Raw genomic sequence first — 21,758 nt, 5'->3', positions numbered from 1 at the left:
CCCCTACCGGGAACGCCGATGCCGTGTGCGGAAAGCCAGGGCGAGCGCGCGCGCAACGTCGTAGGTGATCGCAACGGAGAACGCCTGAATCCATGCAAGTGGGCCCGAGGATCCGGGAGAGCGCAGCAGGCGGGCAGCGCGGAGCACAGCTGACGTAGCGACGACGAGCGCCGCTCCGGCGGCCAGCCAAAGGCCACTCCAGCCCGCGACGGCCAGTGAAAGGGAGATTACCGCAAGGCATGCCAAATCCACGAGCGGAATGACGACGCTGGGCAGGCCGCGCAGCGTCAGGCGTCGCAGGCTGACCCGCAGGTTGTCGCGCCCACGCCACAACTCGGATCGGAACAGGGCGCCGAGCGTCGCGGGATCGCCATGGTGAATGCTGCCGAGCCGCTCGTCGCTGACCAGTCGCCAGCCGGTCGCCTGAATCCTCTGACACAGATCGACATCCTCGCAGACTTCCAGCCGCGTGTCGAAGCCCCCCAGCTCGGTGAACACGTCCCGCCTGACGGCCAGGTTGCCGCTTCCGAGCCACTCCACGTCGCAACGCCCTGGCGGGCGGCTTCGGAGACGGCTGTACATGCGTTGAACCCACGTTCCGCCCGCGGGTGCCAGATACGCCGCTCCGGCGCCGCCGACGCCTCGTTCGGCGAGCAGCCTACAGGCGGCTTCGACCCAACCCGATACAATCTCGTGATCGGCGTCGACGAAGGCGAGGATCTGCCCGCGCGCTACCGCTGCACCCTGGTTTCGAAGCTGGCCAACGCGGAGCCCCGGGGACTCGAGGACGCAGGCGCCGGCCTCTCGAGCAACCGCAGAGGAGCCGTCGGCTGACCCGTTGTCTACCACGATGACCTCCGCGATTGCGGACGGGACGGCGTTGTTCCGGAGGCTTGCCAGACAGCGACGGAGGCCTGTCGCGTCGTTGAGCACTGGAATGACGACGGACACGCGCAAAGCGCCAGGTGGTTGCATCGGTGGCGGGCTCGCTCTCGTAGCATCTAATGTTATCCTACATGAGCCGTGTTACGAACGATCGCCTTCATCGTGATGATGACCGTCGGGACCGTGGCGGCGGCGTTCAACCGCTTTGCTGCGCTCCTCGTCTACCTGTGGTTTGCGCTCTTCAGACCGCAGGAATGGGTGTGGATTGACGTTTCGCAATTCAGGTTCTCTCTCGTACTGGGCGTGCTCCTGGTCGTTCCGGCGCTGTTTTCGGGGATCCTGCCGAACCTCACGCATCCGCTGAGCATCGGATCCGTTCTTTTCCTCGCTATGGGACTGCTCGCCCAGTTCGGCGCAGTCCGCCCGGACATCGGATGGCAGTGGCTCGATTTCCTGGCGCGGCTCATCCTGGTGTGCCTGCTGCTCGTGACGATGGTCAACACGAAGCGAAGGTTCGTCCTTGCCGTGGCCGTTATCGCCGGCTCGTTTGGATATCATCCCGCCAAGGCTGGCCTGGCGTCGCTCATCGGCGGAGGCGTGCAGTTCTACGAGGGATTGAGCGGGGCATTTGCCGACAACAACGGCTACGCGCTCGGGACGGTGATGATCATGCCCCTTCTCCTGGGTGCCGCCCAGAACCTGTCCAAGAGTGGGTCTTTCGAGCGTTGGGTCCGGATAGCGTTCTTCGCCTCGGTGCCCTTGAGCGCCTTCACCGTCGTCAGCTTGTTCTCGAGAGGCGGCTTCCTGGGCCTCGCCGCGGCCAGCTTGACGCTTGTGCTCCTGCAGAAGCGGCGGCTGCTTGCGATGGGTGGACTCGTCCTGGGGCTCGCCGCCGTGCTGCCCTTCGTCCCGATCCAGGCGGGCTACGTTGAACGCATGCAGACAATCGGGGCGTACCAGGAGGTTGGCGACGAGTCCGCCCTCGGCCGCCTGCATTTCTGGCAGGTCGCGGTGGAGATGGCAAAGCAGCACCCCGTTGGTGTCGGCGTGTGGAACTTCCAGTACGCCTACGACGCGCATGACTTCTCCGGGGGTCGATACGGTACCGGCCGCTCTGTACACAGCAGCCACTTCCAGGTGCTCGCGGAGATGGGATTTCCCGGCGCGATCCTGTGGGCTGGCGTTTTTGCCCTGGCTGTTCGAATTGCATGGAGGATCAGGCGGCGTGCTTCGACCCCGGGGTTGACGGACGCCGATCGGCACTTCCTGTTCACCATGTCGAACGCACTGGTCGCTTCGATGGCTGGTTTCGTCGTAGGCGGAGCCTTCGTTGCCCTCGCGTTGAACGACCTGACCTGGTTGACCTTTGCCCTGCTCGCCGCTCTTGACCGCCTTTCCGTGCGCGTGCTCGCAGGGGAAGCAACAGAGACGCAGCCCGTTGGGCCGCCGGCGCCAGCGGGCGCCGCGGGCGTGTAGTATGCCGGTGATTCGTATCTGCCACCGCGCCGTGGAGGAAACGCTGACGTGTGCGGCATCTGCGGCGTGATGGCGCTGGACGGGCCGCTGGACCCGCGGTACGGGACTGCGTTGCCGGCAATGACCGACGCGATTCGTCACCGGGGACCGGATGCCGGCGGCTCCTTCCTCGACGAGGTGGTGGCTCTCGGCCACCGTCGGCTGTCGATTATCGACCTCGCGACCGGCGACCAGCCCATCCCCAACGAGGACCGGAGCCGGTGGATTGTCTTCAACGGCGAGATCTACAACCACCGCGACCTGCGCCGCGACCTGGTCGCGCGCGGGCACGTCTTCCAGACGTCATCGGACACCGAGGCGATTCTCCACGCCTACGAGGAGTACGGCACGGCGTGCGTCAGCCACCTCGAAGGAATGTTCGCGTTTGCTGTCTACGATTCGGCCAGGCGCGAACTGTTCGTCGCGCGGGATCGTCTCGGCAAGAAGCCGCTGTTCTACGCGGTCCTAGGGGGTGTTTTTCATTTCGCCAGCGAGATGAAGTGCTTCTACGCGAGCCCCGCCTGGGACGGGTCGGTGGATCTGAGCAGCCTCGAAGGCTATCTGTCACTCGGGTACTTCCTGGCGCCCGACACCGTCTACCGAAACGTCAGAAAGCTCGAGCCCGGCCACTGGCTGCTCGCGTCGAACGGCAAGGTCGAGACGCGCCAGTACTGGGACGTTCCTGAGTTCGACACCGACCGGCGGCCCGAAGACGAAGTGCTCGAGGAACTCGACCACCTGCTGGCGGCGGCGGTGACCGAGCGCCTCGAGAGCGAGGTGCCCCTCGGTGCCTTCCTCTCGGGTGGCATCGACTCCGGCCTGGTCGTGTCGTACATGGCGGGAGCAGGAAGCGACGTCGTCACCGCGTCGGTCGGCTTCAGCAACGACACGCAGAACGAACTCGAGGCGGCCGCGCTCACCGCGGAGTTTTTTCATACGCGCCACCATCCCCACACATTGGAGGCGCGTCTCGAGGAGGTCCTCAGCCCGATCGTGACCGCCTTCGACGAGCCGTTTGCCGACTCGTCGGCCATCCCGACGTGGTACGTGTCGAAAGCTGCCCGCGAGCACGTGACCGTCGCGCTCAGCGGCGACGGCGGCGACGAGTTGTTCGCCGGGTACGACTTCAGGTACGTGCCGCATGCGCTCGAGGGCAGGGCGCGGCGTTTCATGCCAGGTGCGTTCGGCCGAGCGGCCGCCCGGGGCCTCGCCACCGTCTGGCCCCGGCATCCCGGGCTCCCGAAGCCGCTCCGACTGGGCACGATCCTCGACAACCTTGGACGCCAGGCCTGCGACGCGTACTACAACGACCTCTGCTTCCTGAAGCCGGCCGCCACGCGGCGTCTGCTTGGACGCACGCCTTCCGGAGATCCGCGCGAGAGCCCGATCTACGAGGCCGTCACCGCGCCGTACCGGCGCTGCTCGTCACCGAGCGCGGTGCAGCGGGCGCAGTACGCGGATCTCAAGGTGTATATGCCGAACGACCCGCTCGTGAAGGTGGACCGGATGGCCATGCAGCACGCCCTCGAGGTCCGCTGCCCGCTGCTCGATCGGCGCGTCGTCGAGTTCGCCTTCCGGCTGCCCACCGAGACCAAGATGAAAGACCTGCGCGGGAAGCACCTGCTGCGGGCGCTCGCCAGGCGCCGTTTGCCAGAGCGCCTGTCGCGACTCCCCAAGCTTGGCTTCACGGCTCCGGTCGCGACCTGGCTGGCCGGACCATACCGCGGAGTGCTGGCAGATGAGCTGTTTGCAGCCGACGCGTGCATCTCATCGCACATGGACATGCAGCACCTGCGGCGGCTGTACGACCAGCACGTGCGCGGCGAGGCAAACCACTGGTACCCGCTGTGGGCGTGCTGGGTGTTCGAGCGGTGGGCACGGAAGCGGCCCGGGACCGTCCGGCAGGGGCAGGGCTCGGTCGGGGCGACCGTGACGGCACAAGGACCCGCGTAGCAGGCGGAGGCGATGTGGAGCCGTTCGGCTGGATGCGAGAACTGAAACAGCGGGCATTTCCGAAAGGCGTGCGGCGATGGGGCGCACGCCAGGCCGCACGTGTCCTCGATCGGACCGGGGAGCGTGATTTCATTTGCTGCTTCGGCGCGCTGCAGATCCCTGCCGGCTCGGTGGTGTGCGTGCATGCGGCCATGAGCGGGTTCGGCTTTCTCCCCGACGGCCTCACCTCGGTGTTTTCCGCCCTGCAGAAGGCGGTGCCAGACTGCACGGCGATGATGCCGTCTTTCCCGTTCAGCGATTCGACCCTCCAGTACCTCGAGCAAGATCCGGTGTTCGAGCGCGACACGACGCCGTCGCAGAGCGGTGCATTGAGCGAGGCGTTTCGCCGGGTCCCCGGAGTGCTCCGGGGCTACCATCCGACGCATCCGTGTCTGGCGTTCGGCCCTCAGGCGGTCGCGCTCATCGATGGTAGCGAGAACTCGCCGACGCCATTCGGCGACGATTCCACCTACGGTCGCTACTCGAGACTGCCGAACGCGGTGCTCCTGGTGCTTCACACGAACAGCACGAGCCACGTCCACCGGCTCCAGGAACTCGTTGAGTGGCCGAACCTGTTCCTGCCGGGTACCGTACCCGCGCGCGGGTACGACGCGTCAGGCGCAGTCCGCACGTATCAGGTGCGCATCCATCGTCCGAGGCTGCCGCTCTACCCGGCTGTTCCCGGCGCCGCCGGCGAACCCAGGTATCTCTGGCTTCCCGACTACGTGCTTCAATTTCCAGCTGCGCGACGCGAGAAGATCCTCGCCCGGCTGGCCGGAACGAAGGCGGCCGAAATGTTGGCGGCCAGACAGGAAGCACTCCAGCGCGACGGCACGTTGAGGATCGCGCCGTGCGGTCCCGGGGAGGTGATGGCGGTTGACCTGCAGCGGTGGCAGGCGCGCATGTGCGACGATCTCCGTCGCTCGTTCGCCGAGTGGCAGGAAGCATACTCGCTCGAGGCCCTGACGGAGGCCGAGCGAAAGGGGCTGCTGGCATGATCCGGACCGTCAAAGGAGCGGCCAGGCGCGTCCGGAACGCGGCGACCGTTGCTTGGGAGAAGCAGACGCTCGGGAGGCTGTACTCGGATGCGGCCGGCAACCTCGATCCGGAGCTCCACCTGCGGGAGGCGATCGACTGGCTGCGTCGGGCTCAGGATGCGGGCAACGATCGCGGCTTCTCGTACGGTACACGGCTAGGCGGCGGCTTCCTGCCCAGTTATCCCGAAACCACCGGTTACATCATCCCGACTTTGCTCAGGGCGGCCGACGCGCGCTCGAACGCGGACCTCGAGGAGCGGGCCATCGAAGCTGCCGACTGGGAGATCGACGTGCAGATGACCTGCGGCGCGGTCATGGCCGGACGGGTCACCGAGAAGCCCAGGCCGGCCGTCTTCAACACGGGGCAGGTGCTGCTTGGGTGGGTGGCCGTCTTCGAGAGGACGCGCGAGGACCGGTTCCAGGCCGCGGCACGGCGGGCTGCCGACTGGTTGCTGGAGATGCAAGAGCCGGGCGGCGAGTGGATCAGGGGCAACTCGCCGCTGGCCAATCCCCGGTCCACCGTCTACAACGTGAAGGCCGCCTGGGGACTCTGCCGCGCGGGGATTGTATTCGAGAATCCCGCCTGGGTGCAGGGGGCGCTCCGGAACGCCGAGCAGGCGCTGCGACACCAGACCGACAACGGATGGTTCAGCTGCTGCTGCCTCACGGATCCGGATCGTCCACTGCTGCACACGCTCGCGTATACGCTGCAGGGTCTCGTCGGGATTGGGCTGCTGACCGGCAGGAGCGAGTTCTTGTCGGCGGCGGCGGCCAGCGCAGACGCGTTGATCCGGCTGATGGACGGTGGCGGCTTCATCCCCGGCCGGATCACCGCCGATTTCCAGGGCGCGGTCGACTGGTGTTGCCTGACCGGCAGCGCGCAGATGTCGGTCGTCTGGGCGCAGCTGTACGGCATAACGGGGAAGGAGCATTACCGTGAGGCGTGCGCGTGCGTCAATCGCTACCTGCTGGCGCACCACGATGTCAGCTCGCGAGATCCTGCCATTCGAGGCGGCGTTGCAGGGTCCTGGCCTGTCTGGGGCGAATACGGGCAGTATATGGTGCTGAACTGGGCGACGAAATTCTTCGTGGACGCGTTGCTGGCTGAGCGCGGCTTCGGCCAGCGCTCTTCCTCGGCAAACGCGGTCATGGGTTGAAGCGGGGAGCGGCAATGACTGACGTGGAGTCGACTATCGAACTGCGCTTCGATCTGCCCCCTCATCCGCCGCAGCTCAGCGACAACTACTTCTTCGGCGCGTGGCATCCGTCGGCGACGCTCAGTGTGGACTGCGCGGCGTTGCGACGATTGTCCGAAGTCGAAACGGCTGCCAGACGGAACTGGTTTGTGGCCGCGCGCCGATCGCCTCTCCATCCGGGGAACTCCTCGCTCGTCCACGTGGGGGCGCCGCCGGGTGGCGAGACCATCGCTGTCGCGTTCCGGGGCTACGTGCTCGAACCGCCAGCGCACTCGTACTCGCCGAGCGACGCGGTCCTCGCGTACTGGACGAAGCCGCTTGGCCGTGAACACAACGGTGTCTTCTCGGCAGTCGTCATTGCGGATGGGGGGGCGAGGCTGGAGCTCGTGGCGGATGCGTTCGGCATCGGGCCCCTGTACTACCGGACGATCGGCCGGACCGTGCTCTTCGCGACGAGCCCGAGGTATCTCACGACGCCCGATGATCGTCCGGACTACGTGGCGTGGCGCTGTCTGATCCAATCGGGACTTCTCGCCGCCGACCGCAGTCTGATCGAGGGCGTGCGGTGTGTGCCGGCAGCACACGTGGCCAGCTTCAACGAAGCGGGCGGGCACGCGGCCTCCTGGTTTGACTATGCGGGCCTGCCGGCGGGAGAGCGCCCAGTGAACGATACGGCTGTCTCCGAAGCGATAGAGGCCTTCGGCACAGGGCTCTCACGCTGCCTTCGGCTCGATGGCGCGCTGCCGCTGCTGGCTCTTTCCAGCGGCTGGGATAGCCGCCGAATCCTCGGCGGCCTCCTGAAGAGCGGTGTGCGGTTCGAGGCAATGACGAACCGCGTCTTCCACAAGCGGTCGTTCGACGTTGATGCCAGCGTGGCCGCGCGAATGGGGCGGGATTTCGGCTTTCGACACCGCGTGACCGAAGAGAACTCGCGGATCGGCACGCCAGAAGACGTCCACGACTACGTCGGGTACGACCGCATACGCCGCCTCATCGTCGACGCCGAAACGGGTGAGAACACCTGTATGGTACCGTTCCTCATGCAACTGCCGACCGAGCCTTGTTTCGTGATGGACGGCCTGGCGGGCGACGTGCTCGGCAACTCAGGGTTCGTGATTCAGGGCTTACACGATCATCCCGAGCGAGATCGCGACCTGATTGCGGACGACCTTGTTGGGGACAGTCACGACCGGGTCCTTTCGGACGCCTGGCCGTCGGCTGCGGATGTGCGTGTGGACCTGCTGCGATACCTCACGAAGCTGCCGGACGGCCGGAACGCATCGGAGCTCGCGTTTCTGCTTCTTCAGTCTCGGCGGAAGACTGCACCTTGGACCGCGCAGATGCTGCCGCCGGGTCACGTCGCGGTCTGCCCGTATCTCGATCTGGATCACGTCCGGGGACTTCTGGCGTTCAATCCCGCGCAGAAATATGCGGTGTTCATGCAGCGGGCCTGCCTCGAGAAGGCCGACCCCGAGCTCAGCGTATACGAAGGCAGTCGGTCGATGCCTCCCGACGTCCCACGGTACCCTGCGCGGTTCGTGGACGAGCGCTACCTGGGGTGCTACCGGCAACTCGAGCGGGAGACCGCATCTGCCAATGTGAGCGGCACGCTCGGCGGCCTACTGACTGGGAGGGGTTACGATGAGACGGCGTGCCGCGGCGTTCAGCGACGGATTCGCCGCACAAACGATGTGGGCGCTCGGACCCCTGATGGAGGTCGTGGCGCAGGACCGCACCAGAGCGACGTGCTGGACCCTCGTGCAGAACATGTGACAACAACGTGCAGCCGATGGGTGCTTCGCCCGTCGTCGTGGTCGAGGTCGCACCAAGTGGGAACGGCTGTGGCAACCTGCTGGCGACACACCAGCCGAGTCCGTCCACCGAGAGGATCAGGAAGGAGATCGGTGACTGCGACGTGGTCGTCGACGCGGTGCTGTGGGACGTGTTCCGGACCGACCACATCGTGGACCGAGACGACCTCAAGAGGATGAGGCCGAGGCGCTTGATAATCGACATCAGCTGCGACCCAGCCATGGCATCGAGAGCAGCCGGGGCACGACGATGGCGGCCGCCGTCTACTGGGTCGACCAGGTTCCACTAGGGCGTCGACCAGCAGGTGCGGCGGTTCGTGGACGATCTCGTCGAGGGACGTGAGAATGAGGTTCTGGCGGCGGTGACGATCATGAAGGACGCGGTCATGCTGGACGACGGCATGATTCGCTTTCAGGGACGGACGCTCGGAGTGTAGCCCGACTGATGGGACTCTCCGGCGGAGGAGCGCACGCACCCATGACGAGGTTCGCCCGGCACAGACGAGGAGCCCGTGGCCAAATCGATGGATAGGGTTCTCGTCCGAGGACTGGCATGGACGAGCGCCGGCAGTTGGGGCGGGCAGGTTGTGGCCTGGGGGGTCACGCTCCTGGTCGTCCGCCTGCTGACCCCTGCGGACTACGGTCTGGTCGCGATGGCGAACTTATACATGGGGCTGCTGAGGCTGGTCAACGAGCTCGGCCTCGGCGCGGCCGTCGTTCAGCGCCGGGACCTCACCCGCCAGGAGGTTGCTTCGTTGGGCGGCGTCTCGGTGCTGGTCGGCCTGGCCTGCTGCCTCGCGTCGGTTGCGGTGTCCGGGTGGCTTGCCGCGTTCTATCGTGAGCCCAGGCTGCAGCCGGTGCTCTGGGCGTTCAGCCTCAGTTTCATCGCAGCGGGTTTTCGCGTCGTGCCCACTTCGTTGCTCACGCGCGACCTCCGGTTCGGTCTGCTGGCGGCCCTCAATCTGGGCGAAGTGCTGGTCGGCGCGCTGGTCAGCTTGATCCTGGCGCTCACCGGCTTTGGGTACTGGGCTCTCGTGTGGGGCAGCGTGATTGGGGCGGTGGCAGGCACCGTGATCACGACGGCGGCGCGACCACACCCTATCGGCGCTCCGTTGCTGGTGCCAAATGTCAGATCGGCAATTGTCTTCGGCCTGCAGCTGGTGACGTCGAGGGTTGCGTCCTACGCCTACCGCAACGCCGACTTCGCGATTATCGGACGATGCCTTGGGGCTGCTCCGCTCGGGTTCTACCAGGTCGGCTGGGAAATGGCCGGGCGACCGGTAGAGAAGGTGAGCGCCGTTGCATCGCAGGTGGCCTATCCCGTGCTGGCCGCCGTCCGCGACAGCAAGGATAAACTGCGGCGCTATCTTCTGGCGTTGTCCGAGGGCCTGGCCGTGATGGCGTTCCCGATGGGGGTCGGCCTTGCCCTTGTGGCGGACGAGCTCGTGCAAGTGCTCCTCGGCGACAAGTGGCTTGGGGCGGTTCCGGCCTTCCGCATCCTCGCGCTCGCGCTGGCGGTGCGCATGCTCAACAGCGTAATGCACCAGGTGCTCGTTGCTGCTGGCAATACCAAGGTGGTGATGCGGATCACCCTGTGGGGCCTCGTCACCCTCCCGCCGCTCTTCTACCTTGGCACCCGATGGGGAATCACTGGCGTGGCCATGGTCTGGCTGGTCGGAAATCCGCTCCTGCTCTCTCTTCCTTCGACGGTCGCCGCGCTTCGCACGGCTGACACGCGCGCGCTCGATTACCTGTCCTCCCTGTGGCGGCCCGCGGCGGGTTCGATTGTCATGGCGGGCGTCGTGCTTGGAGTGATGTTCCTGGCCGGGCGAGATCTCGGCATCTGGTACCGCCTGGGGGTCAAGGTCGTCCTCGGCGGTGCGACCTATTCCGTCTGGGCATGGGCCTTCTACGGCTCACGGTTGTGGAGGATGGTGCGCCCTTCAGACGCCCTCGCAGAACTCTGAAGCGACAGCCGTGGGTGCGGAATGAGGCCAGGCTGAACCGGATGAGGACGCGTCGCGGGGCGACAACTGTGCTGAAGTTGGGGACGTGAACAGGGCAAGCGAGGATCGGCAAGCCGGCGCGCGGACGGGGATTCGTGACCGTGCGTGTCTGCTCATGTCACGCATCTTTGGCCGAGAGGGTCGGGCATGAGCACTGAAAAGCAAAGGGCGTGTTCCATTCCGTCTCTGGAGCAGGAACGACTGGAGAGAACGTTCGCAGCGCTGCCGGCGGACATCTCGAACGGTCTCGAAATCGGGTGCTACGACTTTCTCGTAACGGACCGCTTGCGCGCAAGAATGGACCTGGTGAGCATCGACCTGCCAAGGCGTGTGCCTGCGCATCAGGGATACAAGCTCGCCTTCGCGGATATTCAGGACCAGCCGTTCAGGGATCGCGCCTTTGATGTGGTGTTTTGCACCGAGGTGCTCGAACATCTCCCACCGGATGTTCTGGCGAGCGGCGTGAAGGAGATGCAGCGCGTCTGTCGCCGATACATCCTGGTCACGGTGCCGTACCGGCAACGTGTGTGGAACGAGAATGCGCGCACTGCGGATTCATAGGCAACAGAATGGGTCATCGTCGCTCCTTTGAAGAGGGAGATTTGCTACGATTGTTCGATTCGGCCGTCAGCCTGCGGACCGAGTTCATCGGGCGCGCCACCGGTTATGCTCCTGACTGGCTGTACGCAGCGGCCAACAGACTCGGCGGTGCCTGGTCCGACCACATTTTCGGTCTGTGCCCCAATTGCGGGGTGACAGCCAGGGCGGTGAGGCCGAACGTCTTCGGCTACGTCTTGCAGCGGCTTATCTGGCGGGCAGAGGCCAGGGCAAAGCCCGGGCCGGCCTGGGTTCTCATGCTCTTCAGGGTGCGCGAGTAGACGCTGCCACTCGGTCGATGCGGAAAACGGCAACGCGCAGATGTTTTGTGGGGCACTCATACGGTCATGACTCCTTTGAGACTTGTCATCGTCGGTTGCGGTGCGATCACCGCGAATTCTCATCTGCCATCCGCCCTTCGTTCGTCGAAGGTCGAAGTGACAGCTTTGGTGGATTCGGATGTGAGCCGTGCCGCGGCGTTGCTTCGGCAGTATGTGTGCCAGGCACAGGTCAGTGATCGGCTCGAGAAAGTCCTCGACCGGGCCGACGGTGTCCTGATCGCCACGCCAAACCACACGCACGCGGCCGTGGCGAGAATCGCCCTGGGTGCCGGCATTCCGGTTCTGATCGAGAAGCCGATCACCACGACCTACGAAGAAGCCCTTCGCCTGTGCGAGTTCGCCCTGGAGAACAAGACCTTCATTTCGGTTGGGTTCCGCACACGTCATCAGGGGAACGTGCAATTGATGAAGCGCCTTATCGACGACGGGTATTTCGGGACGCTGCGGAGCTTTCACTACGAGTTCGGCACGCGGGGCGGCTGGGCGCCGCTGTCGGGCTACAACCTAAACCGCGCGAGCACCGGAGGCGGGGTGCTCGTTGTCACGGGCACACACATTCTCGACAGGCTGCTGTACTGGTTCGGAGATCCTGAAATCGTTGAGTTCCAGGATGACAGCCGGGGCGGTGTCGAGGCCAACTGCAAGGCGCGGCTCCGCTTCCAGGCGCCCGGTGGACCGTTTGAAGGGACGTTCTTCTTCTCGAAGACCGTCGTGCTGAAGAATCGCTTCACGTTGGACAGCGACCTGTACCGTTGCGAATGGCCGGAGGCAGCGACTGAGGAGATCAAGGTCTATCCCAAAGATCGACCGGACCTGGAGATGCACTTGTTTCAGCGAGAGTCGTCCGACGCGAAGGCGCCGCCCGATTACTTCCTAATCCAACTGGATGAGTTCGCCGACTGCGTTCGCGCGGGGAAACCGCCCCTGGTTGACGGTTGGTTCGCCGCGCGATCGGTCAAACTCACCGAGGAACTGTACGCTTGCCGAACAGAGCTGCCGGAGCCGTGGGTCAGGTACGGTCGGCGGGAGAAGACACATGGCAAATGACAGGCTCGCCGTCATTGGCGCGTCGGGCTTCGTCGGTTCCGCGCTCTGTGAACGGTTGTGGTTCGAGGGCAATCGAGACTTTACGCCGTTCATACACGGCTCGGGCAGCGCCGCGCGGCTGGCCCGGCTGCCTCTGACGTTCAAGACAGTCGATGTGCTCGATCCTCAGCAGACACGCGAGGCGCTTGCCGGCCACTCGGTGGTCGTCAACTGCAGCCGGGGCGACGATCGGTTGATGATTCAAGGGCTGAAGAACCTGATCGACGCGGCGAAACGCAACGGCGTCCGGAAGCTCATCCACCTCAGCAGCATCGCCATCTACGGTGACGATCCGCCTTCGGAGAGCCAGAGCGAATCCTGTCCCGTGGCCAGGAAAGCGTCCGGTTACGGGTTGGTGAAGAAGAAGCAGGACGAAATGGTGCTCGAGTTGCGCCGGTCAGGGATTGCGTCGTACGCCTTCTGTCCGTCGAATATCTCGGGACCGTACAGCCCGTTCTCCCTCGGGCTCGCCCGGGCGCTGGAACGAGGCGTCATTGGACTCGTTGAGGACGGAAGCAATGCCTGCAACCTGGTGCACGTCGACAACCTGGTCGAGGCCATGCTGACCGCAGTGCGGGTGGACAAGGGAGCCGGGGAGCGGTACTTCGTGAACGAGCTGCGTCCGGTGAGCTGGAAGCAATATTTCGACGACATGATGGGCCTCACCGGGCTGAAGTGTGAATTCGTGCCGGTGTCACGCGACGAGATTGTCGCTGATCTCACGCCCCGGAAGGTGCCTTCGGGGATCGGCGACCACTTGAGAATCGCGGTCTCGGGTGAGTTTCGCAACGGGCTGTCCATGCTGCCGGTGTTCGGGCGACTGAACAGCCTGGCGTCCAAGACGTTCAACCGTCTTCCGATCCGCTTTCAGCAGACGGTGCGTGGCCGGGTTGAGGGCCCGGTTTTCATCCCCCACGAGAAACCCAGGCGTCCATTCTCGATCGACGAACCGTGGATCCGGGCGCAGATTCGACGTCCGTTCCATTCGCCCGAAAAGGCGGTGCGTGAGCTTGGATTCCAGCCGGTTCTGAGCTACCCAGGAGGGTTGGAGACGATTGCACAGTGGATGGAGTCTGTCGGCGTAGGTCGATCGTGAGGCCAGGCGGGAGCCTCAGCTTGCCTCCGAATCCTTGATCGCTGTCTGGGGATCTATGGGTTGCGCAGGCACACAACGCCGAGACGACCACGCGCTCAGGTCACATCGGCGACTGAGACTCGGTGGGCGTGAGCCTCTCTCACCGACGGAGAGTCGTCCTCAGGAACTGGTAGTCTGCGTTGAAGCGCTGGGCATCCGGCGGGTTCATGTAGTCCATGCGATTCAACGACTTCGTCTTAATGGCCAATTCGCGTGACCAAGGCTCGCCTCTCGATCGTGATACATCGCGGATGTTCTTTGTCAGCACCTCCGTAGCCAGCTCTGGTGTCATGTTCTGCATTACCCACTCTCTCGGCGAGAACTCCCGGTGTCTCTCCACCATCGTGAGCAATGTAGCTGGAAGGCGGCTCTCAGACGAGTAGCAACCCGTCATCCTGTTGATGTAGGGATACCGGAATCCGTAGTTAAACCCCTCCCGCAAGATGCACGGCACACCGGAGAGCATCCCTTCAATGATTGCCTTATTACAGCCCTCTTTCCTTGACCACACGATGTTCACTTTCGCGCGGTTGTACTGCTCATTGACCTCCGGCGGTCGCATCCCCTCGTAGGCCTCGACCTGGTCTTCCACGCCACAGTGTTCCGCGAGGTTCAAGACGTCCTGCTTTGTGAACTCAACGGCATACCCTACCAACACTGTCTTCAAGCGACGGCCTCGCAATCGATTCGTTCGCAGTGCCGAAAAGAGCGCCCTATGCCTCTTGAATCCGGCCCAACCCGCCACCATTATCAAATCGGTGTCCTTCTCAACGCCTCGGAGAGGTCGGAACACTCGATGGTCGATCCACCAATTCGACGCAGTTGAAACTGCCCTCAGATTGGTCCCCAGCCCCTCAATGAACTCCGCGTCGCGTGGCTCGCTGCACTGCACAAACACTGGCGTAGAGACTTGAGTGTAGACGAGAATCTCTGGAGTACAGTATCCGTTCCAACTCGGCTCGAGTACCAAGTAGTAACGATCTGTGATCGCCTCAAGGTCGAATAGCTTTGCCAGCAGGAAGAACGTCAGAGAGTAGTCGATGATGATCACGCCACGCTCAAGGGGCGAGGATTCCTTGACGACCAGCAATCGACTGCCGATGATCCTAAGCGGATCAGAGAAGAATTGCACCGTCCCACTATTCGGGGAGAAGTCCAGTGCCGCTTGGCGGTACGCCGCTGAGATAGGTGTCTCCCTTGACTTACCTCGCAGGAAGGCCTCGACAAACGAACTGACTCGCCGCGAGTATCCGGCTCGATGAACGGTCGACATCAGCGCCACGGCCCTTGATGTTTGGCCGAACACGTGCAGCATGAGCGCGGCACCAAAGAGAACGTATGCCAATGGCACCGTGAGTAGTGGGAGATCAAACTGGACGAGCTCCCTGGCCCTGTCCACCCAGAATCTGAATTCGTGGCCCCACCGCCTTCGCAGCCTGTCTTGGGTCCGCTCGATCTCTTCTCTCATTTGACCACCCACGCCTGTCCCCTGACCTGAGAGGCTCGGCATGATCCGCTGGGGATCGGCACATTCATTCCGGCGTTTCCGCTAATCAGGTGTTTCTGCCGGATCCTTCCGCATTTGCTCTGACGAGCCACGAGAACAAGCGGCGGACGCCGTCACACATCAGGTGCCGTGCAACGGCTAGAAAACTGACGGCGGCGACAATCAGGTGAGCGCCGGATTCTCTGCGTAGTTCCGGAGTCACTGTCCTCGCGATTCGGACACGAACGTTATCGGCTGAGCAGCACCGCTGGTTGAGTGGCGTTCGCCTTGTCTTCGCCCGATCTGGTCCGCTCTACGCCCCCATGCAGCGATCGTAGAGGTCTTTGTGCCTCCGAAGCATCAAGGGGAATCCGAACTCTTCCTCGCAGCGCCGTCGGTTCTGGCTCCCGAGGAGGCTGCGGAGGCGGGCGTCGGCAACCAGTTCAGCGATCGCCGCGGCGAACGCCGGGGCATCGTTCGGTGGGACGACGAACCGCCTGTTGCCCTCGCACACCATCTGACGCACGTCGCCCACGTCGGTGCTGACGATGGGTAGGGCGGTTGCCATGGCTTCGAGGACGGCGATCGGCATCTGCTCGCTCCGGGAGGACAGGCAGAAGACGTCGAATGTGCGGAGCAACGGCGCCGGTTCTGTCTGGTGACCGATCAACTTTATGTGGGCCGCGACCCCGTAGTCCGCGGCCTGCGCGGCGAGTCGGCTCCGTTCGGGACCGTCGCCGACGACGTAGAGTTCGGCCGCTCCCAGAGGCAGGCGCCGAAACGCGTCGAGCAGCAGGAGGTGGTTCTTCACCGAACTTAGGGATGCCACGATGCCGAGCACCGCAGGCGAGGTCCGACTAGGGGTTGAACGAGGCGAGAACCGTTCGAGATCGATGCCGTTCGGGATGTAGACGACATTGTCTCGCCTCACCTTCCACGAGGTCAGCGCAAGCGTCTGGAGTCGCAGGGAACACGCGTGCAGCCGGGTACAGCGGCCCGCGAAAATGCGGCGCACGATGCGGCGCTTGGGCAGTTCGACGTCGGCCTCGTCGGTGATGAAGCCCTCGATCGAGAACACATCCGGACAGACCTTGCGTACGCTGTTGCCGACGAGCCACTCGAATCCGCCCCACGAGTATGCGATCAGGAGGTCGGGACGGAGGCGCTCCAGCCATCGCCTGCTCACCGCAGCGTTTGCCAGGAACGAGCGTTCGGCAAAGCCCGGAGCGTGCAGGAGCGTGACGCTGTCCTGTTTGTCAATCAGGGCAGCCGCGGTGAAGTCGCCGTCGAGTGCGACGATGGTGTGGCGATAGCGGTCGCCCAGGCCGTTGATGATCTGGCACGTTCTCACTTCGGATCCACCGACTCGAAAGCCGTGGAACACGTGGACGATGTGCTTCTGGTCCATAGTCGGATTCGGCAGTGGTCGAAACGGCTAGAGGTGGGAGCGCATCCACAGCTCCAGGATCACGAGCGCATTGACGGGGTAGTCCAGATTGGCCGCTCCTGATACGTGGGTGTTCCAGACGGCGGCGATTTCCTTGCCATCGAGGTATCGTGAGATCTTGCTGTCCGGGCCCGTCAGCAGGTCCGACACGAAGTCCTTCAGGTCCTTCCGATACCACACGCTGGTCGGCTGGCTGAACCCGCGAGCCTTCTTCCGGCGCAGGATGGCCTCCGGGACGATGCCTTCCATCGCCTTCTTGAAGATGAGCTTCGTCATGTCCTGGGTGGCGGTTGGCTTCTGCAGCTTGAACCGCGCCGGCACCGCGAACCCAAGTTCCATCAGACGGTAGTCGATAAACGGTGTTCGGTTTGTGATCCCGTGCGCCGCGGACATGCGCTCGTTCTTGTACAGCAGGTCGTCGGCGAGGAACAACCGGGTTAGCAGGTAATTGTACCGGTTGATCGGATCCTTCACGGCCGTCGTGGACAGGTAGTGCCGAGTGGCGGGGTAGCCATACGTCGGGTTCGTGGTGCCCGGGTGCAGGCTGCGACGCAACGGGTTGTGGACGACCGGCGGCCACGTTGAGAGGCGTTCGTAGGTGGGCATGCCGAGGCGGCAGCCGAACCGGCGGACCTTGTGGGCAAACGAGCCGCCGGTGGGCATACCTCGGAAGACAACGCCGAGCGTCGATCGCCGGAGCCACTCCGGTACCGCCATGAATGGCTGAATGGAGCGCTCGCCGTGGGAGTGCCCAGTACAGAAGATCTCGTCGGACCCTTCACCTTCGAACGCCGCCTCGAGGCCAACCTCCCTGACCAGTTGCATGGCCTTGTACATCCCGACGTAGGCAACGTCGTTGACAGGAGAGTCGAGGTGCGCGGCGCCGGCAATCAGCCCTTCGCGGAACGCGTCCGGGGTAAGGAGCAGTTGGTGTCTCTCCACCTTGTGGCCCCGGTACACGTATTCCTGGAGGGCCGCATCCGAGTAGGCCAGTTCGTCGAACACGATGGAGAAGCCGTGCAGCGCACCGCGCGAGGCATCCTGAGCAAGGATGGATGCGATGGCGGTCGTGTCGACGCCGCCGCTGATCAGAGCCCCGAACGTGCCGGGAGCGGCGGCGCGGATCTTCACCGCATCGGTGAACACCTGCCTGATTTCGTCCGCGAACTCCTCCTCCGAACGGGTCCGGTCCTCCATGACCGCATGGAACGGCCAGTAGCAGTATTCCGACGTTACGCCATTCGCGTCGATAGCCATGTGGCCGGGACGGATCGACATGATCCGCTCGAAGATCGTCTCGGGCGGACTGATGGCGAGGCAGGCGAGGTAGCCGTCGAGGCCGCTCGGCGAGAGCCGCCGCTCCACGAGGCCGGTGGCGAACAGGGCCGGGATGGTCGTGGCGAAGCACGTCGCGTCCCCGGTGACAGAGTAGAAGAGGGAATGGGAGCCGGCATGGTCGCGAACGAGGTAGAGCGTCCGGGTGCTGGTGTCGAAGAGGGCAATGGTGAAGATCCCGTTCATCTCGCGCGGGAAGTCCTTCCCTCTCTTCTCGAACAGCGCCGGGACGATTTCGAAGCCCCGGGACGCCTCAGGGGAGCCGAGAGCCCTGGCGAGGTCGCGAGCGTTGTACAACTCGCCCTCGCACACGGCGAACACCGTGCCGGCCTGATTCGCAACGAGAAACGGGCCGACCTCGTACGGATGACATGACGCGCCGAGCGCGTAGCCCGGGCCCCGCTCCGTCGCCAGTTGCGTGCCGCGGAACGCCAAGGCAGCGTGCATCTGCCTGATCAGTGCATCCGACTGGGCCGCTCGTGAACCCACAACGCCGAGGATCGCAGCCATCGTGCCTCCTTCATTGACCCCTGGGCACGGGACACAGCCAAGGATCAGGCTCACAGATAACATCGACTATCGGGGCGCCCCAAGGGTCTCAAACCCGCGACCATCGAATGAAGACGCCGCCGCTCATCGATTCGCGAAGCTGCTGGTCAGTCCAAGCCGCGCGGCCAGCCACTGTCGGGCAGCGACGGGCCGAACCGCCTTTCGGATGAACTCGGAGACGAATGCCAAGCCCACCAGACACACGGAGACGTGGATGATCGATCGCTGGAGATATGAGAGCCGGAGACCGTTCAACAGGTCCCCAAGTGCATAGTACACGGGCATGTGCGCGATGAAGATGATCAGTGTATTGCGCGCGATGAACCGTACCCAACCTGGCGCCGAAGTCCTCCTCGCAACATGGAAAGAGAGCAGCGTGTACACGAGGTAGACGGTGGATGCGGCGATGGACGTAATCAGCGCGTCGGACACTCGTCCCGTCGACGACAGTCTCATGAACGGAAACGAGAACTCCCGGACTAGTGGCCGAACGGCGAGCGCCCACCCCGCGGCCCAACCCGCAAGCAGCAGTGAATAGCCAAAGACGCCGTTCCGCCAACCGCCAGACCGCGCCTCATCGGGACCACCTGTCGCCACGTGCGTTCGTTGCCCGAACCAGGTACCGAGTAGAAACACGGTAATCCAGTTCGGAACGAGCATGTAGGCGATGAACTTACCAACCGTCGCGAGCAGAACGGCTCGAGCGGCGATTTCCAGGAAGACCGACACCGCCAGCATCCACGGCTGGATGCGAAGCCGTCTGACGATGACAGCCCACACGATAAGCACGTGGAGGTAGGTGCCGATGTACCACGTCGTGGGATTAGCAGGAAAGTTGTTGAACAGGACGTTGACGCCGAGGAGGAAAGGCAGATAGTTGCTGAGATTGAGCGTGCCTTTCGTCAGGTACATGACTACCGACAACAGCAGGGCAATGGCGATGCCGAACAGGTAGATCTCGAAAAGACGATTGAGTAGCACCTGCAGCGGGCGCCGGGTCTCTCGAGCCAGGGAGAACCCCATGACGAACATGAAGAACGCGACCCCAAGCTGCTTCGGGAAGATGGGCGGCGTGAGGTGGTTGATTGGAGCAGAGGCGACGTGCCCGATCACGATGAGCGCAATGCCGATGCACTTCATCCAATCAACAAATGGCAGGTACTGCCTGGTCGCAGTTCTACTCTCGATGTCCATCGACGGGTGCCTCCTCATCCGCCCGAAGCCGGCGGACAAAGCGAGCCGGGTTTCCAGCGACCACGATCCCTGGTCGGACCCTCGTCGACACAACGGCACCGGTTCCGACTAGCGAACCTGCGCCGACGTTCACCATGACGATTGCCCCTTCACCTACCCACGCATTCTCGCCAACGTCCACTTGGTGCAGCCTGCTCAGGTCGGCCGGAAGCCATCTTCCGTGTTCGTCCAGAGCGTGGAGCAATGGCCCGCTCAGGATGCTCACCCTGCTTCCGATGAGGCAGCCCCTCCGCAGCCGCGCGGAACCGATGAGCGAATACGGTCCGACGTAGGCGCCGCTTTCTACCGCCACGCGTCGGTGAGTGAACACCATCCCGAATCCGAGGTGACAGTCCAGCGCGCACGATTCAAGCGTGAGGTGGTAGAAGGCCCGGCGGAGGTACATCCCGGGTAGGCCTGGGAGCAGCGCCATCACGTTCGTCCAGAAGCCGAACACCGACTCACCGTGCGGCGCCACTCTCGACTCGACCCAGCAGGTCAGCGCGCACGGAGACACCAGAACGAGCGCGAGGCCATTGGCTACGGCCTTCACCAAGGAGCGAACGGAAGCGGGCGTTTCGTCCATTGGCTATAAGGCTGGAGAGGCCACCAATCCCTCGATGAATTCGACGAGCCGCGGCACACTCCGGAACGGGCTTCGTGACTGCGACATCGCACGCTCGTCGCTCAGGCTCACTCGCGAGCCTTCGGCGCGCAGCCCCTCCTCGATGTCAATCAACAAGGCAACCAGACCCAGGGAATCCAGCGGCGAGCCAGGTCCAAAGACAATGGCGTCGTCCGACACGGTGAGGCGCTCGTCCTCCGGGCGCGAAAGGTTCGCGTTGCGCAGTGCCTCGAGAACCACGGCCTTGATGGCATCTCTGTCCATGTGGAACACGCCCTACCTCGGGATCAGCCGCCGGGCGGGAAACGCCGCCCGGCCGGCGATGTGCTTATCGGCCGAACAGATGGCGGAAATGAGTATCGCACACGAAGAACTGCAGGTCCCTTCAAATCGCGCCTCCGATCGCTCCGACAAACGGGGGGCCCAACCGTCCATCCCGAGCCGTCGCTTACTCCACCCAGCGACCGGGAATCACTGCCCGAGACAGACCGGCAAAAGTCCAACAGGCACACCCACAAAGCGACACATGTCGCGCTGGGGGATGACTATCAGCGAATCCTCACCGTCATCGAACTTCGTTTTGCCATAACTGGCAACAATGTCGCGCGTGCAACTTATTGCAAAATAGCACTTTATTTCCTGACATTGCACTTGCCACCCAACGCAACGCTGTGCTCAGTTGACTGGCACGGATCGTGATAAGGACTACGACGAAGAAAGAAGTGTCGATTGAGAGCGACACTCGTACGGTTACTACCTTCAGCCGATCGGTTTGCAGAGGAGAACACAAGATGCGAAAGATGTTGTTAGCGCTGTTCGTGGCGGCCGCGATGGTGATCACCGTCGCCCCGGCCCAGGCGGTACCCATCGTGATCGATTTCGGCACCGGGATCGCCGGATCCGGTGGCACCCTTTTCCGCGACGGAGCGGATGTGTGGGGATCAGGGATTCCCATCCAGATAATGAACGTCCAGGGAAGTGTCGTGCCCGGTAACTTCCTGACCTACGGCACTGCGGTCGGCGACGGTCACATCATACCTGGAACTTGGGCGAGTCTTGCCTTCGACACCCGCTCCGCCACCAATTTCATCAGCATCACGGGGTACATCCCTTCGCTCGGCGTGGGCGATGCCAACAATCTGGTGACGCTGTTGTCCGGGACAATCAACTCACATGGGAGCACTGCTCAAGGTTTGGTTTCTGCTACCGGTGTTGACACCAAGAGCCCGGAGGTGCTGCGTGCCCTCGGTATTCCCGTGGAGACGCCGTTTGCTTTCTTCGGGTTCTCACTGCATGCAGGTTGGATCGGAACCGCCCCGGATGAGCACGGAATTGCCATCAGCACGGACATCAAGAACACCTCGGTCCCCGAGCCCGCATCGATGCTGCTGTTTGGCTCGGGCCTGGTCGGCCTTGCCGGTGCGGTCCGTCGCCGCCTCAAGAAGTAGCGCTCGACGGTTTGGCTTGTTCTCCTCCGCTGAA

Annotated in this window: 18 protein-coding genes; 11 read left to right on the top strand and 7 right to left on the bottom strand. The window is 63.7% G+C overall.

Annotated elements, in window-relative coordinates:
* Positions 1-3: 3 nt before the first annotated feature.
* Entirely contained in the window at positions 4-975 is a 972-nt protein-coding gene (locus NTV05_11655) for a glycosyltransferase (protein ID MCX6545049.1), read from the bottom strand.
* Between the two features lie 48 nt (positions 976-1,023).
* On the opposite strand from NTV05_11655, the gene NTV05_11650 reads away from it, so the two are divergent.
* The 10 genes from NTV05_11650 (at position 1,024) to NTV05_11605 (ending at position 13,562) form a co-directional block, all read left to right on the top strand.
* Positions 1,024-2,361, top strand: coding sequence for an O-antigen ligase family protein (locus NTV05_11650; protein ID MCX6545048.1), 1,338 nt, complete (start codon positions 1,024-1,026; stop codon positions 2,359-2,361).
* Between the two features lie 48 nt (positions 2,362-2,409).
* Positions 2,410-4,353, top strand: coding sequence for an asparagine synthase (glutamine-hydrolyzing) (asnB, locus tag NTV05_11645; protein MCX6545047.1), 1,944 nt, complete (start codon positions 2,410-2,412; stop codon positions 4,351-4,353).
* 32 nt (positions 4,354-4,385) lie between these two features.
* On the top strand, positions 4,386-5,390 hold the full coding sequence (locus tag NTV05_11640; GenBank protein ID MCX6545046.1) for an AAC(3) family N-acetyltransferase: 1,005 nt from the start codon (positions 4,386-4,388) through the stop codon (positions 5,388-5,390).
* Complete coding sequence (locus NTV05_11635) at positions 5,387-6,586, top strand: hypothetical protein (protein ID MCX6545045.1); 1,200 nt, start codon at positions 5,387-5,389, stop codon at positions 6,584-6,586. Before NTV05_11640 ends, NTV05_11635 begins: the two co-directional genes overlap by 4 nt.
* A 14-nt stretch (positions 6,587-6,600) precedes the next feature.
* The gene (locus NTV05_11630) at positions 6,601-8,616 is read left to right on the top strand and encodes a hypothetical protein (GenBank protein MCX6545044.1); all 2,016 of its coding nucleotides are present in this window, start codon (positions 6,601-6,603) and stop codon (positions 8,614-8,616) included.
* Positions 8,617-8,960: 344 nt separating this feature from the next.
* Entirely contained in the window at positions 8,961-10,403 is a 1,443-nt protein-coding gene (locus NTV05_11625) for a lipopolysaccharide biosynthesis protein (protein ID MCX6545043.1), read from the top strand.
* Positions 10,404-10,589: 186 nt separating this feature from the next.
* The gene (locus tag NTV05_11620; protein MCX6545042.1) at positions 10,590-11,003 is read left to right on the top strand and encodes a class I SAM-dependent methyltransferase; all 414 of its coding nucleotides are present in this window, start codon (positions 10,590-10,592) and stop codon (positions 11,001-11,003) included.
* A gap of 41 nt (positions 11,004-11,044) precedes the next feature.
* Positions 11,045-11,320 (top strand): hypothetical protein, encoded by a 276-nt coding sequence (locus tag NTV05_11615; protein ID MCX6545041.1) that lies wholly within the window; start codon positions 11,045-11,047, stop codon positions 11,318-11,320.
* Between the two features lie 66 nt (positions 11,321-11,386).
* Positions 11,387-12,427, top strand: a complete 1,041-nt coding sequence (locus tag NTV05_11610) for a Gfo/Idh/MocA family oxidoreductase (protein ID MCX6545040.1) — start codon at positions 11,387-11,389, stop codon at positions 12,425-12,427.
* Entirely contained in the window at positions 12,417-13,562 is a 1,146-nt protein-coding gene (locus tag NTV05_11605; GenBank protein MCX6545039.1) for an NAD-dependent epimerase/dehydratase family protein, read from the top strand. Before NTV05_11610 ends, NTV05_11605 begins: the two co-directional genes overlap by 11 nt.
* A gap of 139 nt (positions 13,563-13,701) precedes the next feature.
* Here NTV05_11605 and NTV05_11600 read toward each other — a convergent pair whose 3' ends face one another.
* From NTV05_11600 to NTV05_11575, 6 genes are all read right to left on the bottom strand, one after another.
* The gene (locus NTV05_11600) at positions 13,702-15,069 is read right to left on the bottom strand and encodes a glycosyltransferase (GenBank protein MCX6545038.1); all 1,368 of its coding nucleotides are present in this window, start codon (positions 15,067-15,069) and stop codon (positions 13,702-13,704) included.
* 331 nt (positions 15,070-15,400) lie between these two features.
* Positions 15,401-16,495: a glycosyltransferase gene (locus NTV05_11595; GenBank protein ID MCX6545037.1), complete on the bottom strand. Its 1,095-nt coding sequence runs from the start codon at positions 16,493-16,495 to the stop codon at positions 15,401-15,403.
* A gap of 27 nt (positions 16,496-16,522) precedes the next feature.
* Complete coding sequence (locus NTV05_11590) at positions 16,523-18,379, bottom strand: asparagine synthase-related protein (GenBank protein MCX6545036.1); 1,857 nt, start codon at positions 18,377-18,379, stop codon at positions 16,523-16,525.
* A 123-nt stretch (positions 18,380-18,502) separates the two neighbouring features.
* Positions 18,503-19,612: an acyltransferase gene (locus NTV05_11585; protein ID MCX6545035.1), complete on the bottom strand. Its 1,110-nt coding sequence runs from the start codon at positions 19,610-19,612 to the stop codon at positions 18,503-18,505.
* A complete protein-coding gene (locus NTV05_11580; GenBank protein MCX6545034.1) occupies positions 19,596-20,129 on the bottom strand; it encodes an acyltransferase in 534 nt (177 codons plus the stop codon). Before NTV05_11580 ends, NTV05_11585 begins: the two co-directional genes overlap by 17 nt.
* A gap of 111 nt (positions 20,130-20,240) precedes the next feature.
* Complete coding sequence (locus NTV05_11575; protein MCX6545033.1) at positions 20,241-20,540, bottom strand: hypothetical protein; 300 nt, start codon at positions 20,538-20,540, stop codon at positions 20,241-20,243.
* Positions 20,541-21,067: 527 nt separating this feature from the next.
* On the opposite strand from NTV05_11575, the gene NTV05_11570 reads away from it, so the two are divergent.
* On the top strand, positions 21,068-21,724 hold the full coding sequence (locus NTV05_11570) for a PEP-CTERM sorting domain-containing protein (protein ID MCX6545032.1): 657 nt from the start codon (positions 21,068-21,070) through the stop codon (positions 21,722-21,724).
* The last annotated feature ends 34 nt before the right edge of the window (positions 21,725-21,758 follow it).

This window comes from Acidobacteriota bacterium, from assembly GCA_026393755.1.
GTDB lineage: Bacteria > Acidobacteriota > Vicinamibacteria > Vicinamibacterales > JAKQTR01 > JBAXOX01.
This window is presented reverse-complemented; position numbering and strand designations above follow the sequence as displayed.

Bases quoted from the DNA above. Each gene is read 5' to 3' on its own strand.
- NTV05_11570 (MCX6545032.1), top strand. From the start codon at position 21,068: ATGCGAAAGATGTTGTTAGCGCTGTTCGTGGCGGCCGCGATGGTGATC.
- NTV05_11610 (MCX6545040.1), top strand. From the start codon at position 11,387: ATGACTCCTTTGAGACTTGTCATCGTCGGTTGCGGTGCGATCACCGCG.
- NTV05_11600 (MCX6545038.1), bottom strand. From the start codon at position 15,069: ATGAGAGAAGAGATCGAGCGGACCCAAGACAGGCTGCGAAGGCGGTGG.
- NTV05_11635 (MCX6545045.1), top strand. From the start codon at position 5,387: ATGATCCGGACCGTCAAAGGAGCGGCCAGGCGCGTCCGGAACGCGGCG.
- NTV05_11585 (MCX6545035.1), bottom strand. From the start codon at position 19,612: ATGGACATCGAGAGTAGAACTGCGACCAGGCAGTACCTGCCATTTGTT.
- NTV05_11640 (MCX6545046.1), top strand. From the start codon at position 4,386: ATGCGAGAACTGAAACAGCGGGCATTTCCGAAAGGCGTGCGGCGATGG.
- NTV05_11595 (MCX6545037.1), bottom strand. From the start codon at position 16,495: ATGGACCAGAAGCACATCGTCCACGTGTTCCACGGCTTTCGAGTCGGT.
- NTV05_11620 (MCX6545042.1), top strand. From the start codon at position 10,590: ATGAGCACTGAAAAGCAAAGGGCGTGTTCCATTCCGTCTCTGGAGCAG.
- NTV05_11630 (MCX6545044.1), top strand. From the start codon at position 6,601: ATGACTGACGTGGAGTCGACTATCGAACTGCGCTTCGATCTGCCCCCT.
- NTV05_11575 (MCX6545033.1), bottom strand. From the start codon at position 20,540: ATGGACAGAGATGCCATCAAGGCCGTGGTTCTCGAGGCACTGCGCAAC.
- NTV05_11605 (MCX6545039.1), top strand. From the start codon at position 12,417: ATGGCAAATGACAGGCTCGCCGTCATTGGCGCGTCGGGCTTCGTCGGT.
- NTV05_11590 (MCX6545036.1), bottom strand. From the start codon at position 18,379: ATGGCTGCGATCCTCGGCGTTGTGGGTTCACGAGCGGCCCAGTCGGAT.
- NTV05_11625 (MCX6545043.1), top strand. From the start codon at position 8,961: ATGGATAGGGTTCTCGTCCGAGGACTGGCATGGACGAGCGCCGGCAGT.
- NTV05_11655 (MCX6545049.1), bottom strand. From the start codon at position 975: ATGCAACCACCTGGCGCTTTGCGCGTGTCCGTCGTCATTCCAGTGCTC.